At 74.5% G+C, this 15,577-nt stretch carries 16 protein-coding genes; 14 read left to right on the top strand and 2 right to left on the bottom strand.

Annotated features, from left to right (window positions below):
* Positions 1-35: 35 nt before the first annotated feature.
* Positions 36-233 (bottom strand): hypothetical protein, encoded by a 198-nt coding sequence (locus tag ACN27D_RS28955; protein WP_421500522.1) that lies wholly within the window; start codon positions 231-233, stop codon positions 36-38.
* A 13-nt stretch (positions 234-246) separates the two neighbouring features.
* On the opposite strand from ACN27D_RS28955, the gene ACN27D_RS28950 reads away from it, so the two are divergent.
* From ACN27D_RS28950 to ACN27D_RS28885, 14 genes are all read left to right on the top strand, one after another.
* On the top strand, positions 247-1,656 hold the full coding sequence (locus tag ACN27D_RS28950; protein ID WP_421500521.1) for an anthranilate synthase component I family protein: 1,410 nt from the start codon (positions 247-249) through the stop codon (positions 1,654-1,656).
* Positions 1,653-2,243, top strand: a complete 591-nt coding sequence (locus tag ACN27D_RS28945) for an anthranilate synthase component II (RefSeq protein WP_350817184.1) — start codon at positions 1,653-1,655, stop codon at positions 2,241-2,243. Before ACN27D_RS28950 ends, ACN27D_RS28945 begins: the two co-directional genes overlap by 4 nt.
* A 16-nt stretch (positions 2,244-2,259) precedes the next feature.
* Positions 2,260-2,970 (top strand): SDR family NAD(P)-dependent oxidoreductase, encoded by a 711-nt coding sequence (locus tag ACN27D_RS28940; RefSeq protein WP_421500520.1) that lies wholly within the window; start codon positions 2,260-2,262, stop codon positions 2,968-2,970.
* A 24-nt stretch (positions 2,971-2,994) separates the two neighbouring features.
* Positions 2,995-4,416: a phenylacetate--CoA ligase family protein gene (locus tag ACN27D_RS28935; RefSeq protein WP_121684129.1), complete on the top strand. Its 1,422-nt coding sequence runs from the start codon at positions 2,995-2,997 to the stop codon at positions 4,414-4,416.
* Positions 4,400-5,092, top strand: coding sequence for a prephenate dehydratase (locus ACN27D_RS28930; RefSeq protein ID WP_233585619.1), 693 nt, complete (start codon positions 4,400-4,402; stop codon positions 5,090-5,092). The genes ACN27D_RS28935 and ACN27D_RS28930 overlap by 17 nt, the downstream gene beginning before the upstream one ends.
* Positions 5,089-6,387 carry an amidohydrolase family protein gene (locus ACN27D_RS28925; protein ID WP_421500519.1) on the top strand — a complete coding sequence of 433 codons (1,299 nt, stop codon included), beginning with the start codon at positions 5,089-5,091 and terminating at the stop codon, positions 6,385-6,387. Before ACN27D_RS28930 ends, ACN27D_RS28925 begins: the two co-directional genes overlap by 4 nt.
* A 133-nt stretch (positions 6,388-6,520) precedes the next feature.
* Positions 6,521-7,306 (top strand): B3/4 domain-containing protein, encoded by a 786-nt coding sequence (locus ACN27D_RS28920; protein ID WP_421500518.1) that lies wholly within the window; start codon positions 6,521-6,523, stop codon positions 7,304-7,306.
* Entirely contained in the window at positions 7,303-8,538 is a 1,236-nt protein-coding gene (locus tag ACN27D_RS28915; RefSeq protein WP_357896046.1) for an ATP-grasp domain-containing protein, read from the top strand. The genes ACN27D_RS28920 and ACN27D_RS28915 overlap by 4 nt, the downstream gene beginning before the upstream one ends.
* On the top strand, positions 8,529-9,752 hold the full coding sequence (locus ACN27D_RS28910; RefSeq protein ID WP_421500517.1) for an MFS transporter: 1,224 nt from the start codon (positions 8,529-8,531) through the stop codon (positions 9,750-9,752). Before ACN27D_RS28915 ends, ACN27D_RS28910 begins: the two co-directional genes overlap by 10 nt.
* A 28-nt stretch (positions 9,753-9,780) precedes the next feature.
* The gene (locus ACN27D_RS28905; protein ID WP_358173578.1) at positions 9,781-11,085 is read left to right on the top strand and encodes a TrpB-like pyridoxal phosphate-dependent enzyme; all 1,305 of its coding nucleotides are present in this window, start codon (positions 9,781-9,783) and stop codon (positions 11,083-11,085) included.
* A 57-nt stretch (positions 11,086-11,142) separates the two neighbouring features.
* A complete protein-coding gene (locus ACN27D_RS28900; RefSeq protein WP_244933378.1) occupies positions 11,143-11,847 on the top strand; it encodes a flavodoxin family protein in 705 nt (234 codons plus the stop codon).
* Positions 11,837-12,184: a cupin domain-containing protein gene (locus ACN27D_RS28895; RefSeq protein WP_013477221.1), complete on the top strand. Its 348-nt coding sequence runs from the start codon at positions 11,837-11,839 to the stop codon at positions 12,182-12,184. Before ACN27D_RS28900 ends, ACN27D_RS28895 begins: the two co-directional genes overlap by 11 nt.
* Positions 12,181-12,537 carry a chorismate mutase gene (locus tag ACN27D_RS28890; protein WP_358173580.1) on the top strand — a complete coding sequence of 119 codons (357 nt, stop codon included), beginning with the start codon at positions 12,181-12,183 and terminating at the stop codon, positions 12,535-12,537. Before ACN27D_RS28895 ends, ACN27D_RS28890 begins: the two co-directional genes overlap by 4 nt.
* Complete coding sequence (locus tag ACN27D_RS28885; RefSeq protein WP_358173583.1) at positions 12,534-13,997, top strand: UbiD family decarboxylase; 1,464 nt, start codon at positions 12,534-12,536, stop codon at positions 13,995-13,997. The genes ACN27D_RS28890 and ACN27D_RS28885 overlap by 4 nt, the downstream gene beginning before the upstream one ends.
* Here the strand turns inward: ACN27D_RS28885 and ACN27D_RS28880 are convergent.
* Positions 13,942-15,450, bottom strand: coding sequence for a PLP-dependent aminotransferase family protein (locus ACN27D_RS28880; protein ID WP_121682922.1), 1,509 nt, complete (start codon positions 15,448-15,450; stop codon positions 13,942-13,944). The two genes, ACN27D_RS28885 and ACN27D_RS28880, sit on opposite strands and share 56 nt — an antisense overlap.
* Positions 15,451-15,577: the final 127 nt, after the last annotated feature.

Here is a 15,577-nt window from a genome sequence, read left to right as displayed (position 1 = left end):
CCGCGCGTCCTTTTCAACGGGGGAAGTCCGATCTGTCACCGAACGCGGTCCAGCCGGTCCGCGTCGGGACATCCGGGCTGCTCAAAGGGGGGTTCCACAGTGTCCTCATTGTCGACCACGGTGGGCGCGGAAACCGCAGACCACCGTTCGGAGACGCCGGGACGCACGACGCCGACCGGCCGAATTCCGATTTCCGTGACCTCAATCACACTGCCGTCGATCGATCCGCTCACGTTGTACACCGCATTGACACAAAGCCATGCCGCACACGACGCGTACCTCTTCGAAAGCCTGGACGGACCGGCCGCCGACCGGCAGGCCGCGGCGGTGGGCTGGGGCCGTCTCGCCGAGCTGCGGTTCCTGGCCGACGGGTGCGAGCTGGCCGCCGCCGGGCCGCTGGGCGACGCGCTGGGCGCGGTGGTCACCGGCGTCCTCGGCGCACCGGCCCGGCGGCAGGGCACCACGTCCGCCTGGCACGTCCCCGGCCCGGCGCAGCTCTGGTCGGTGGTCCGCGCCGTGCAGCGCGCCCTCACCGTCGAGACGCCCGTGCCGGCCGACCGGTTCGCCTTCGGCTTCCTCACCACCCTGGCCTACGAGGCCGCCCGTGACATGGACGAGCTGACCCTCGGCCGGGCCGACGACGACCTTCCCCGGTTCGCGCTGACGCTGTTCCGGCACACCGTCTGGTGGGACCTGCGGGCCGGCACCGCGCACCAGTTGCACGCCACCGGCCCGCACCTCCCGCCGCAGCCGGCGCCGCCGGTGACGCGGCTGCTCACCGGCGCGCCCGGCGACCAGCCGCCGCCACCCGCGCCCACGCCGACCCGGGTACGCGACACCGTCGACGAGGAGACGTTCGCCGAACGCGTGCGGCGCTGCCTGCGGCACATCCGGGTCGGCGACAGCTACCAGGTGCAGATCGGCCACCGCATCGAGGTGGAGACCGCCCTCACCCCGCTGGACGTCTACCGGCGCCTGCGGCACCGCAGCCCGTCGCCGTACATGTACCTGGCGCCCTGGGCCGGGCGCACCGTGATCGGCGCCAGCCCGGAGCTGTTCCTGCGCCTGAGCGGCGACCGGCTGTCGATGCGCCCGATCGCCGGCACCGCCGCCCGCTCGGCCGACCCGCTGACCGACCGCCGCCGGGTGGCCGAGCTGCGGGCCAGCGACAAGGAGCGCGCCGAGCACGTCATGCTCGTCGACCTGTGCCGCAACGACATCGGCCGGGTCTGCGAGCCGGGCACGCTGTCGGTGGACGCGATGCTCGACGTCGAGCCGTTCGCGTACGTGCACCATCTGGTCTCCACCGTCTCCGGCCGCCTCGACGACGGCGCCGACGTGTGGGCGGCGGTCCGCGCCGCGTTCCCGGCCGGCACCATGACCGGCGCGCCGAAGCTGCGGTCGATGGAGATCATCGACGGGCTGGAGGCGGCACCCCGGGGCATCTACGCGGGCGCGATCGGCCTGGTCGACGTCCGCGGGTTCGCGGTGCTCGCGCTCTGCATCCGCACCGTCGTGCACGACGGCCACCGCTACCACACCCAGGCGTCCGCCGGCGTGGTCGCCGACTCCACACCAGCCGCCGAGTGGCGGGAGACGCTGGCCAAGATGAGCGCCGCCTACTGGGCCCTGACCGGCGAGGAGCTGCTGCCGTGAAGGTCCTGCTCGTCGACGCGTACGACAGCTTCACCCACATCATCGACCAGTACCTGCGCACGCTCGGCGCCCGGACGGTCGTGGTCCGGTCGCGCGTGCGCAGCCCCCGGCAGCTCGCCGCGCTGCGCCCGGACGCGGTGGTGCTCGGACCCGGTCCCGGCCACCCCGGCGACTCCGGCCACGTCGAGCTGGTCCACGCCTTCGCCGGCCGGGTGCCGCTGCTCGGCGTCTGCCTCGGCCACCAGGCGATCGGCCTGGCGTACGGCGGCACGATCGCGGTGGCGCGGCACCTGATGCACGGCAAGACCAGCGAGGTCACGCACGACGGCCGGGGCGTCTACGCCGGGGCGGCGGCGCCGCTGACCGTCACCCGGTACCACTCGCTGATCGTCGACGACCCGGTGCCGCCCCCGCTGGAGGTGGCCGCCCGCTCCGGCGACGACGGCTACGTGATGGGCCTGCGCCACCGCACGCTCGCCGTCGAGGGGGTGCAGTTCCATCCGGAGAGCGTGACCACCCAGGACGGGCTGCGGTTGTTCGACAACTTCCTGCGCGGCGTACCGGCGGCGCTGCCGGTCGCCGGCTGAGCGGCGGAGACCGATCATGTCCGACTCCCCTCCCCCGCTCGCCGTGGTCACCGGCGGCGCGGGCGGCATCGGCCGGGCCGTCACCGCGGCCCTGACCCGGGCCGGGCACCGGGTGCTCAGCGTCGACCGCGAGCCGGCCGCCGACCCGTCGGCGTACGCGGCGCTCGTCGCCGACCTGGCCGTGCCGGAGCAGGCGCAGCGGCTGCTGGACGACGTGCACGAGCGGTACGGCCTGCCCGCCGTGCTGGTCAACAACGCCGGCGTCTATCCGGCCCGGGACTTCCTCGACTACGACCCGCGCACGTACGCCGAGGTGCTGGACACCAACCTCGGCGCGACGTTCTTCGGCACGCTCGCGTACGCCCGGGCGCTGGTGGCCGCCGGGCGTCCGGGCACCGTGGTCAACGTCGCCTCGATCAGCGGCCGGATCGGCAGCCCGGACGCCGCGTACGGCGCTTCGAAGGGCGCTGTCGTCGCGCTCACCCGCAGCCTCGGCCGGGCGCTGGCCGCGCACCGCATCCGGGTCAACGCGGTGGCCCCCGGGCTGGTCGAGACGCCGATGGCCGCCCGGATCCCGGCGGCCCGCCGGGACGACTACCGGGCCCGCATCCCGGCCGGCCGCTTCGGCGCCCCGGACGAGATCGCCGCCGCCGTCGCCTGGCTGGCCGGCCCGGACAGCAGCTACGTCACCGCCTCCGTGCTGGACGTCGACGGCGGCCTGCACTGACGCACACCGAGAGGACCCCAATCCATGTGGCTTCCCACCACCGGCCCGGCGGCCGGCTTCGCCGCCGACTACCTGCGCCTGCACCGCGCGTTCTACGACCGCACGCTCACCGACGAGCAGCTCGGTGACTGGCGGGACCGGCAACTGCGCCGGGTGCTCGACCAGGTCGGCACCGGCTCGCCGTTCTACGCCCGGCACCTCGCCGGGATCGACCTGACCACGATCACCCCGGCCACGCTCGACCGGCTGCCCTTCACCACGAAGGCGCACCTGCGCGAGGAGATGCTCGACGTGCTCAGCCGCCCGCTGGCCGAGGCCGTCTTCTTCTACGAGACCACCGGCACGACCGGGCCCGCCACGCCGTGCCCCCGCGACGGCCGCGAGGTGGTGGCCAGCAACGCCCACGTCACCGAGTCCTGGGCGTCGATCTTCCGCCACCACTTCGGCGAACACGCGCCCCGGGTCGGGCTGATGGGCCCGACCGAGGTGCACTCGTTCGGCGACACGCTCGGCGACGTGGCCCGCAACACCGGCGCGATGAACGCCAAGATCTGGCCGTACTCGCCGGTGATCGGGTTCGCCAAGGCCCTCCAGCTCATGCGGGACCTGGAACTGGAGGTGATCTGCTGCACGCCGGGCGTGGCGCTGATGCTGGCCAAGGCCGCCGAGCACCACGGCTACCGGCTGCGCGAGGACTTCGCGGTCAAGCTGCTGTTCGTCACCGGCGAGATGTGCACGCCCGCGCTCGCGCACAACCTGGAGTCGGTCTGGGGCGCCGACGTCTACAACATCCTGTACGGCTCTCAGGAGGCGTTCGTGATCGCCACCGCCTGCCGCAACAAGCGGATGCACCTGTCCCAGACCAACTACCTGATCGAGGTGGTCGACCCGGAGACCGGCGCGTCGCACGGCCCGCGCGGCACCGGCGAGCTGACCGTGACCATGCTGGTCGACGGCGTGAAGCCGCTGATCCGCTACCGCACCGGCGACGCCGTGGTGGTCGGCGCGTCGGACTGCGACTGCGAGATGCCCGGCGACCTGGTGCAGATCGTCGGGCGGACGCTCGACCGCATCGACCTGGGCGGGCAGCGGCGTACCGCCGGGCAGATCGAGAGCGCGGTGCTCACCGGCGTCACCGGCTCGGCCGGCTACCAGGTGGTGATCGACAACGACCCGGCCGGCGGCGACCGGCTCACCGTCCGGCTGGAGCTGCTCAAGGACCTGGTGGACGACCCGGCCGCGGTGGCCGACGGGGTGCGCCGGCGGGCCGCCGCCGCGCTCGGCGTGCCGGTGGAGGTCGAGCTGAGCGACGGGCTGGACCCGATCGTCAGCACCGGGGCGTTCGTGAGCTGGAAGGCCGCACGGATCGTGGACCGGCGGGTCGCCGACGACCACGAGACCCGGGTGGCCCGGCGGATGGCGGGCAGGCGTGGCTACGACACCTGACACCACGGCGACACCCGACACGACAGCCGCCGAGCCGGTGCCCGCGCTGCCCGGGCCGCTCGCCGGGGCGTACGGGCGACGGTGGCGGACGGTGGTGGACCGGTGGGCGGGCCACCCCGGCACGGCGGTGGCTACGCTCGGCCCGGCCGGCACGTCCAGCCACCTGACCGCCGCGTTCCTGGCCGAGCGGCACGGCCTGCGCATCGAGCTGTGCGACACGTTCGACGAGGTGCTCGGCGCGCTCGTGGAACGCCGCGTGGACCAGGCGCTGGTGCCGAGCGCGTACCAGGGCGCCACCCGCTTCCACTGGCACCGCGACCTGCGTCTGGACGCCTACTTCGCGCAGGCCACCCCGGAGTACGGCATCGCGGCGCGAAAGCGGGACGCGCCGCCCGGCGACGGGGAGGTCACCGTCGCCGCGCTGTGGGAGGTCCGGCGGATCTTCGCCGACCTCGCCCCGCCCGCGCTGCGCGACCGTCCGATGCGGTGGCTCGACGCCGAGTCCACCCAGCACGCCGCCGAGCTGCTCGCCGCCGGGGCGGCCGACCTCGCGGTGACGAACGCGCCGGGGGTACGCCGGCACGCGCTGCGCTGGGTGGTCCGCCGCCCCGGCGCGGAGATCGTCTGGCTGCTCTTCGGCCACCGCCGCCCGCACCTTCGAGGAGAACCGGAGTGACAGTCGTGTCCCGACGAACGTTGCTGCACCGCGCCACCGTCCAGGAAGGGCTGGGGGTGGCGTCCCGGCCGCACCACAGCGTGCTGCTCGACGGGGAGCGGATCGTCGCGGTGCTGCCCGAGGCGCAGGCGCCGCTGCACGACCCGGACGTCGACGTGCTGGACCTGGACGGGCGGACCGTGATGCCGGGCATGACGCTCGGCCACACCCACATCGCCTACCTGAACGTGCTCGACGGCCGGGAGACGCTGTTCAAGCACTCGATCCCGGAGGTGACGCTGGGCGCGGCGGCGAACGCGGCGGAGATGCTCCGGCTGGGCTACACCGCGTTCGTCGGCGCCGGCTCGGTGGCCGGCATCGACATGGCGCTGCGCCGGGCGATCGACGCCGGGCGGCTGCCCGGACCGCGGATCACGCCGTGCAGCCGGGACCTGATGGTCTCCGGGCCGCCCCAGCGGCGTAATCCGGCGGTCAGGCAGCGCATCCCCACCGACCTGATGCGGCTGGCCGACACCCCGGAGGAGCTGGTCGAGTACGTCGACACCGAGGTCGCCCAGGGCGCCGAGATCATCAAGGTGTTCTCCACCGGCGACGACACGTTCCCCAACGGCCGCTCGCACGAGCTGCTGTTCACCGCCGAGGAGCTGGTCGTCGCGGCCCGCGCCGCACACGAGCGGGGGGTACGGATCCGGGCGCACTCGCGCGGGCTGGGCGGCATCCGCAACGCGATCGCCGCCGGGGTGGACGTGATCGACCACGCCACGTACGCCGACGACGCGGCGCTGGAGGCGATCGCCGAGCGCGGCATCTTCGTGGTGCCGAGCCTGCACCAGCCGCACCGGCTGCTCACCACCGGCACCGCGCACGGCAAGACCCCGGAATACCTGGAGACGCTGGAGTTCCGGGCCGAGGTGGAGAACACGCTGCGGATCCTGCCGCTGATGGTGGAGATGGGCATCCCGATCGTGGCCGGTGACGACTTCGGCTTCGCCTGGACCCCGCACGGCCGGTACGCCGAGGAGCTGGAGACGTACGTGAGCATGGCCGGCATCCCCGCGCCGACGGTGCTGACCTGGGCCACCGCCAACGGCGCGCGGCTGGCCGGGCGCGGCGACGAGGCCGGGACGGTGCAGCCGGGCCGGCTGGCCGACCTGGTGGTCACCGACGGCGACCCGGCGCGGGACATCACAGTGCTGGGGCGGCCGGAGGCGATCGAGATGGTCCTGCTGGGCGGGCGGGTGGTCGCCGGGGACGCCGCCGCCTACCGGGACCGCCGGCCGGCCGGGGTGGCCTGATGCGGCCGGCACGGCAAAGCGGCCCACAGTCCCGGATTGGCCTCACCGGATCGGCGGGGATTGGCCACAACCGGTGGCGGCGCCGCTTCGTACGGTCGGGGCGACCGTGTGAACCGAACCGACGGGGATGACGATGACCCAGCTCAGCGACGGCGCCGACCGGCTGTCCGTCCGGATCGACGACCGGGTGACGGCGAGCGTGCCGGACTACGTCCTCGGCCTGCTCGCCGTGCCGGCGATCGAGGTCGGGCCGGCCCACCCGGCCGTGGCGCGGCGGCTGACCGCCGCCGAGGACGCGCTGCACCGGGCCGGCCTGGACAAGGCCAGGGTGTCCGAGCTGCCGGGCATCGCCGGGTGGCGCGCGGCGTACCGGGCGGTGGCGGTGAACCCGAACCGGTTCCCGTGCGCCGCCGAGTCGATCGCCCGGCGGGTGGCCCGGGGCGACCGGCTGCCCCGGATCAACGCGCTCGTGGACCTCTGCAACGCCGTCTCGCTGGACTCGGCGCTGCCGGTGGCCTCGTGCGCGGTGGACGACATCGCGGCGGTCGCCGTCCGGCCGGCCGACGGCACCGAGACGTACCTGCCGCTGGGCGCGCCCGACGCGCCGGAGCGGCCCGAACCGGGCGAGATCGTCTACGCCGACGACCACGGGCGGGCCCACTCCCGGCGCTGGAACTGGCGCCAGGGCCACCTGGTCCGCACCGACCTGGGCCGGCGGCGGCTGCTGCTCACCGTCGAGGCGGCCCACCCGGGCGGCCGGGCGCAGGTGGAGGCGGCGCTGGACCGCCTCGACGCCGTGCTCGGCGAGCTGACCGCCGCGCCCCGGCACCGGGCGGTGCTGGACCGGGACACCCGCGACGCCGTGTTCGCCGTCGAGGCCCCGCTCAGCCCCGCCGGCACCCCGGGAGGCCGCTCGTGAACCGCGCGATCCTGATCGTCTACCGGCCCGCGGCCGGCCGCTACGCCGCCCAGTTCCGCAGCGTGGTCGCCGCCGCCACCGACCTCGGCGTGGACAGCCTGGTGCTGCTGCCCACCGGCCAGCCGGCGCCGGAGACCACCGGCCTGTCCTGCCACCGGGCCGACCTGGACGACCCGGACGCGGTCCGGGCGGCGGTCGCGGCGATCGTCGCCGACCGCCCGGTCGAGCGGATCTTCCCGCTGTTCGAGGGCGACGTGCTGACCGCGGCGCGGTGCCGGCGCGACCACGGCATCCCCGGCCTGGACCCGGAGCAGGCGCTCGCCTTCCGGGACAAGAACGTGATGCACCGCCGCGCCGTGGAGCTGGGCGTGCCGGTGGCCCGCTCCTGCCGCCCGGACACCGTCGGCGCGGTCGCCGAGTTCGCCGCCGAGGTGGGCTGGCCGGTCGTGGTCAAGCCGTACGCCGGCTGGGCGTGCGGCGACACCCACCGGGTGGACTCGGCCGACGACCTGGCCCGGGTGTGGCCGCTGGTGGCCGACGCGCGCCACGACTACCGGGTCGAGGAGTACGTCCGCGGCGCGGAGTACCACGTCGACTCGCTGCTGCGCGACGGCGAGGTGGTCTTCGAGCAGCTCTCCCGCTACACGTACTCGGTGCTGGAGTTCCGCGACGAGCCCGGCGGCACGATCTCCCGCAAGCACGACCTGACCCCCGCGGAGCAGCGCATCCTGTCCGCCAACGCGGGGCTCCTGCGCGGCTTCGGCATGCGTACCGGCGTCGCGCACGTGGAGTTCTTCCTCCGCGACGACGGCGAGGTGGTCTTCGGCGAGGCGGCGGCCCGGGCCGGCGGCGGGTCGATCGTCCCGGCCATCGAGGCCGGGCGCGGCATCAACCTGGCCGGCGAGTGGTGCCGGCTGGAACTGGACCCCGGGCACCGGCCCGCCGCCGCGCTGGGCGCGGAGACCGGTACCGAATACCTCTGCTCCGACCGGTACGGCCGGATCACCGCGATCACCACCGCCGACGAGCTGCGGGCGCTGGACTCGGTCCTCGACGCCGACGTGTGGAAGGGCGTCGGCGACGTGCTCGCCCCGCCGACCGCCTCCAACGACGTGCTCGGCTGGTACGTCTGCGAGGGCCGGGACTTCGACGACGTACGCGCCCGGTTCAAGACCATCCGGGACGCCTTCCAGGTGCGTACCGAACCGGCCGGGGAGGCGTCATGTGGCTGAGCCGGTTCCAGGCGCTGCCCCGCCCGCTGCGGATGCTGGTGCTCGCCTCGTTCATCAACCGCGCGGGCATGTTCGTCTTCCCGCTGCTCGCTGTCTACCTGGTGCGCAGCCGGGGGTTGAGCACCGGCGAGGCGGGCGTGCTGATCTCGGTCGGCAGCACCGGCCTGCTCGCCGGGAGCCTGCTCAGCGGCCCGGTCTGCGCCCGCGCCGGCCGGCGGGCCGCGCTGGTGTCCAGCCTGCTGCTCAACGCGGCCGGCTACCTGGGGCTGGCGGTGCTGGACGGGCCGCCGTGGACGTACGCGGCGCTGCTGTTCGTCGCGCTCGTCGGCATGGGCATGTTCGCGCCCGCAGCCAACACGCTGATCGCCGACCTCGCCGAACCCGAGCAGCGGCCGTTCGCGTACACGGTCAGCTACATCGCCAACAACCTCGGCATGGGCGTCGGGCCGCTGCTGGGCGGCCTGGCCGCCGCGTACTCGTACGGGCTGATGTTCGCCGGGAACATCCTGCTCGGGCTGCTCGCGGCGCTCACCATCCGGCTCAGCGTGCCCGCCGACACCCGCCGCGACGCGGCCGGGACACCGGCGAAGGCCGGGCTGCGCCGGGCGGCGCTGCGGCGCGACCTGGACGTCGCGGTGCTGGTGGTGCTCTCGTTCTGCTACGTGGCGCCGCTGATCGGGCTGGAGTACACGCTGCCGCTGGCGGTCACCGGGGTGCTGAACTCGTCGGTGGCGGTGGTCGGCGCGGTCTACACGATCAACAGCATCGTCGTGGTGGGCGCCGGCATGCTGATCGAGAAGCGGATCAAGGCGTACCCGACGCGCACGCTGCTCGTCGTCGCCGGCCTGCTCTGGTCGGCCGGGATGGCGGTGCTGGTGTTCGCGTTCTCGCTGCCCGCCGTGCTGCTGTCCACAGTCGTCTGGACGCTCGGCGAGATCATCGCCTCGGTGGTGGTGCCCACCTACATCGCCGACCACGTCGAACCACGCCGGGTCAGCGCCTTCATGGCGCTCAACGGTTTCGTGCTCAGCTCCGCCCGGCTGGTGGTGCCGATGGGGCTGGGCTTCGTCTGGCAGGCGCACGGCCACCGGCCCGTGCTGCTCCTGCTGCTGCTGACCCCGCTGGCCGGCGTCCTCGCGTTCGCCGCGCTGCGGATCCGGCCCGAGGCCCGGCCGGTGCCGGAGCCCGCCGCGCCGGCCCCCGCCCGTCCCTGACCGCCCGACCCCTCACCGGAAGAGGCCCATGACCGCCACGAAGTTCGTCCTGCCCGAGAGTGACATCCCGACGACCTGGTACAACGTGGTTCCCGACCTGCCCAAGGGGCTGCCGCCGATGCTGCACCCCGGCACCCGGGAACCGATCACACCGGCCGACCTGGCGCCGCTGTTCGCGTCCGAGCTGATCGCGCAGGAGTTCTCCACCGAACGGGACGTGGACATCCCCGGCCCGGTGCTCGACATCTACCGGCAGTGGCGGCCCAGCCCGCTGGTCCGGGCCCGGCGGCTGGAACGCGACCTGGACACCCCGGCGCGGATCTACTTCAAGTACGAGGGGGTCAGCCCGGCCGGCAGCCACAAGCCGAACACCGCCGTCCCGCAGGCGTACTACAGCAAGCTCGACGGCGTACGGCGGCTGACCACCGAGACCGGCGCCGGCCAGTGGGGCAGCTCGCTGTCGATGGCGTGCGCCTACTTCGACCTCGAGTGCGAGGTCTTCATGGTGCGGGTCAGCTACGACCAGAAGCCGTACCGGCGCGGCCTGATGGAGACGTTCGGCGCCTCGGTCACCGCCAGTCCCAGCGACCGTACCGAGGCCGGCCGGGCGGTGCTCGCCACCGACCCGGACTCCACCGGCAGCCTCGGCCTGGCCATCTCCGAGGCGGTGGAGGCCGCGCTGCACAGCGGCGGCGCCGCCCGGTACGCGCTCGGCTCGGTGCTGAACCTGGTGCTGATGCACCAGACGATCATCGGGCAGGAGGCGCTGGCGCAGATGGGGCTGGCCGGCGACTACCCGGACGTGGTGGTCGGCGCGGCCGGTGGTGGCTCGAACTTCGCCGGCCTGGCCCTGCCGTTCCTGCGCCGCCAGTTCGACGGCGGTCCCACCGTGCGGTTCCTGGCCGCCGAACCGGCGTCCTGCCCGTCGCTGACCCGGGGCAGCTACGACTACGACTTCGGCGACACCGCCGGGCTCACCCCGCTGGCCAAGATGCACACGCTCGGCCACGACTTCCGGCCGCCCGCGATCCACGCCGGTGGGCTGCGCTACCACGGCATGGCGCCGATCGTGAGCGCGCTGCGCGAGGTGGACCTGATCGAGGCGCGGGCCGTGCCGCAGACCGCCTGCTTCGAGGCGGGCGTGCGGTTCGCCCGCAGCGAGGGGATCGTGCCCGCGCCGGAGTCCAGCCACGCGGTGCGGGTCGCCGTGGACGAGGCGCTGCGCTGCCGGGAGACCGGCGAGGAGAAGGCGATCCTGTTCTCCCTGTCCGGGCACGGCCACTTCGACATGCAGGCGTACATCGACTACTTCGCCGGAAAGCTGACGGACTGACACCGGGCGGGACGCGGCGCGGTGCGGCGCCGCGTCCCGGCCGACGAGCTCTCGGGGGTGCGATTGCCCAGCGAAGCAGCCACCATCCTGGCCATCAACGGTTCCGAACGGGCGGGCGGCAACACCGACCTCGCGGTCGCGCACGCCGGACGCCTGATCGCCGAGCGCGGGGCCGTCCTGCGCACCATCCGGCTGCGCGAGCACCGGATCTCGCCGTGCAGCCCGTGCGGCGACTGCAACAGCCGTACGCTGCCGTGCACAGTGGACGACGACGTCCCCGCCCTGGTGGAGCAGATGGTCAGCGCCGACGGGCTGATCTACGCCGCGCCGGTGCACGGGTTCGGCCTGGCCCACCTGATGCAGATCTTCATCGAGCGGGCCGGGGTCGGCTATCTGCGCTTCACCCGCCCGCTGGCCGACAAGGTGGGCGGCATCATCGTCACCGGCCGCCGCTACAGCGACTCGTCGGTGCACAACCAGATCGTCAACAACCTGCTGCTCAACCGCATGATCCTGGTGGGCAGCGGCTTCCCGGTCCTGCTGCGCAACACCACCGGCACGCCCGGCCTGACCGACCCCGAGGGCGTCGACGCGCTGGAGCGCATGGTGCACCGGATGGTCGACATGGTGCAGCTGCTCAAGCGCCACCAGCGGGTCACCGGCGGCCCGGTGCTGCCCTGCCGGGACCGCAACGAACGCGTGCCGCGGCCCCGCCGCGCCGAATCCCTTCCCACCAGAGGAGACACCGAGAATGTCCACTGAGCAGGCGACCGTCCCGGTCGGCATCGACTTCCCCGCCACCGAGTGGGAGAAGTGGGACAAGCCCGGCGCCGAGGGCCGGGTCAAGATCGCGTACGTCGGGGGGCAGCGGCTGCGCCTGCTGGAGCTGCCCGCCGGGTTCGACGAGCACCACTGGTGCCTGCGCGGGCACACCGGCTACGTGCTGCGGGGCGAGTTCACCATCCACTTCCGGGACCGCTCGGTGCCCTGCCGCCCGGGCATGGGCTTCGTCATCCCGGACGACGAGGAGCACCGCTCGCAGGGCAGCGCGGACGAGCCCACCGTCGTGTTCGTGGTCGACCGGGTCGACCAGCCGTGAGCGACGCGCCCGGCGCCGGGACCGACGGCGCGGCCCGCATCACCGAGCTGCGGGCCGCCGTGGACCGGCTCGACCAGCGCATCGTCGAGTTGCTGGCGGTCCGTACCCGGGTGGTCCGGGAACTGACCGCGCACAAGTCCGACGAGGCGGCCGTGCGGTCACCGGACCGGGTCCGGCAGGTGCTCGACCGGGTCGCCGAGCTGGCCGGCCGGCACGGCATGCCGCCGGAGGCCGCGGTGGCCACGTACCGCACGCTGATCGAGGAGCTGACCCGGATGCAGATGGACATGCTGGCGGACCGCCGTGCCGCCGGGGCGGCGCCGGCCGCCCAGGCGGCGCCGGAGCGGCGATGACCGGCGGCCGGGCGCCGGTCGACCTGCGGCACGCGCTCGCCACGCTCGACCCGCTGCCCGGCGAACTGGTCCGCGTCGCCGAGGAACTGCCCGCCCGCTACGGCGTCTCGGCGCACTACGCCCGCTGGGCCGGCGCGCCCGCCGCGCCGCCCACCGGCCCCGGCCCGGCGGTGCTGTTCGACCGGGTACGCCCCGCGCACGGCCCCACCCGGGCCGTGCTGATGGGCCTCTACGGCACCCGGCGCCGCGCCGCCGGACTGCTCGGAGTAACCCCGGCCGAGCTGCCGCACCGGCTGCTCGACGCGGTGGCCGCGCCCCGGCCGCCGGTGCCCGCCGCCGCCCCGGCGCGCTGGCCCCGGCACCGGCTGCCGCTGGACCTCACCGCGCTGCCGGTGCCGGTGCTCACCGACGAGGACGCCGGCCCCTACCTGACGCTCGGGGCGGTGCTCGCCACCGACCCGGACACCGGGATACGCAACCTGTCCGTGCACCGGATGTGCGTCCAGGGCCCGGACACGCTGACCATCTGGATGGTCCCCGGTCGCGACCTGGAACTGGCCCACCAGGCCGCGTTGCGCCGGGGCGCGGCGCTGCCGGTGGCGATCCACCTCGGGCTCGGCCCGGCGGTGCTGCTGTCCTCCTGCTGCCCCACCTCGCTGGTGCCGCCGGACGTCGACGAGCTGGCGGTGGCCGGGGCGCTCGCCGGCCGCCCGGTCGAGCTGCTGCCCTGCGCCACTGTGGACGCCGAGTTCGTCGCGCACGCCGAGTACGTCATCGAGGGCGAACTGCTGGCCGAGCACGCGCCGGAGAGCCGGCACGGCGCGGTCGCCACCCCGGAGTTCCTCGGCTACCAGGGCCGCGCGCACCCGTCGCTGCCGCTGATCCGGGTCACCGCGATCACCGCGCGGGAGAGCCCGATCCTCCAGGCCGTCTCCGGCCCCGGGCACGAGCAGTCGGTGCTGCTCGGCTTCGGGATGGAGGCCGCGGTGCTGGACCTGCTGCGCCGCCGGGGCACGCCGGCGCTGGCCGCGCACTGCCACACCGCCGGCGGCGGCCAGCTCATGGTGGTGCTCCAGTGGCCGGCCAAGCGCGGCCCGGCCGACGACGACGCGGTACGGGACGCGGCGGAGGCGGTGCTGGACGGCTTCCGGATGGCCAAGCTGGTGCTCTGCGTGGACGAGGACGTCGACGCGGAGTCCGACCAGGACCTGTGGTGGGCCATGGTGACCCGGTTCCAGGCGGACCAGGATCTGCGGGTCCTGGCCGACCGGGAGGGCTTCCCGCTGGACCCGAGCCAGCACACCGGCTACTCCCGGTCGCTGTCCGCCGACGGGCGCACCGCGAAGGCGGTGTTCGACTGCACGGTGCCGTACGCCCAGCGGGACCGGTTCCGCCGGCCCCGGTTCACCGAGCCGTCGCTTCCCGTGCCGCGCCGGCCAGCAGCGCCACTCCCTCGCTGATCCGGGCGGTGGGCAGCGCCGCGTACCCGATCAGGAACGTCGGCTCCGGCGGCGGGTGGGTGACGTAGTAGCCGGAGGCGGGATAGACCCGGACGCCGCGCGCGGCGGCGGCGCGCACGATCGCCGCCTCGCCGGCGCCGGACGCGCCGCCGAGCGTGACCAGCACGTGCAGCCCGGCGGCGGCGCCGGACACGCGTACCCCGGCGCCGAAGTGCTCGTAGAGCGCCTCCAGCAGCCGGGCCCGCCGCTGCCGGTAGAGGCGGTCCATCCGGCCGATGTGCCGGGCGTACGCGCCGGAGTCGATGAACTCGGCGAGCGCCTCCTGGGTCAGCGTCGGGGTCAGCCGGTCGGTGATCCACTTGATGCCGAGGAACGGCCGGACCAGGTGCGGGGGCAGCACCGCGTAGCCTATGCGCAGCGACGGGAACAGCGTCTTGCTGAAGCTGCCCACGTACGCCACGTCCGCGCCCTGCGGGTCGGCCGCCAGCGACGGCAGCCGCTCGGCGGCGAAGGTGAACTCGTTGTGGTAGTCGTCCTCCAGCACCGTGACGGCGTGCTCGCGCGCCCAGCGCAGCAGCGCCCGCCGCCGCCGCTCGGACATGACGAACCCGGTCGGGAACTGGTGCGACGGCGTGACGTACACCAGCCGGACCCGGGCCGGGTCCAGGCCGTGGCCGCGTACCCGGTCCTCGATCTCGCCGACCCGCAGCCCCTCCTCGTCGACCGGTACCGGCACCACGGCGGCCCGGGAGTAGCCGAAGATCTGCCGCAGCACGGTGTGGCTGGGGTCCTCGATCACCACCACGTCGTCCGGGCCGACGAGCAGCCGGACCAGGATGTCCATGGCCTGGGTGGCGCCGCTGGTGACGATGGTGTGCTCGCGTGCGACGTCGAGCGCCCGGCTGCGCCGCAGCAGCGCGGCGATCTGGGCGCGCAGCGCCGGGGAGCCCTCGGCCGGTCCGTAGCCCAGCGCCACCGCGTCGGCGCGGCTCACCGCCGTGGCGAGCGACTGCCGCCAGCGCGCCACCGGGAAGCTCGCCAGCGCCGGGGTGCCGTGCCGGAAGTCGTACGCCCCGTCCGGCCGGTGCATGGGCGCCGGTTCCCACGGCCGCCACAGCGGGCTGCCGGCGTCGGTCGGCAGCGGCGGTTCCGGGCGCAGCGGGGTGCGGGCCGGCGGGTCGCGGTGCGGCAGGTCGGGCAGGGCGTCGCTTACCCGGGTGCCGGAGCCGCGCCGGGAGGTGAGGACGCCGTTGGCGCGCAGCAGCTCGTACGCGCGGGTGACCACGGTGCGGGAGACGCCGAGCTGGTGGGCCAGTTCCCGGCTGGGCGGAACCGGGTCGCCGGGGCGCAGCCGGCCGGCGCGGACGGAGCCGCTTATCTGGTCGCAGAGCTGCTGCTGCAACGGCACCGGGCTGTCCCGGTCGAGCACCACGAGCAGCTGCGACGACCCCACCCGCGACGCTCCCCCACCTAGCCGCCCCTGCCCGCGATCCTAGTCCCACCCCACCCTCACACCCCGTCGATCATGAAGTTGACGGCGATGTCGATCTCCGATTCGGCCGCCAACTTCATGATCGACC

The organism is Micromonospora sp. WMMD1274 (genome assembly GCF_049179035.1).
In the GTDB taxonomy this organism is placed as follows: domain Bacteria; phylum Actinomycetota; class Actinomycetes; order Mycobacteriales; family Micromonosporaceae; genus Micromonospora; species Micromonospora tulbaghiae.
Note: the sequence above shows the minus strand (reverse complement) of the source record. Positions and strands in the feature narration are given on the sequence as shown.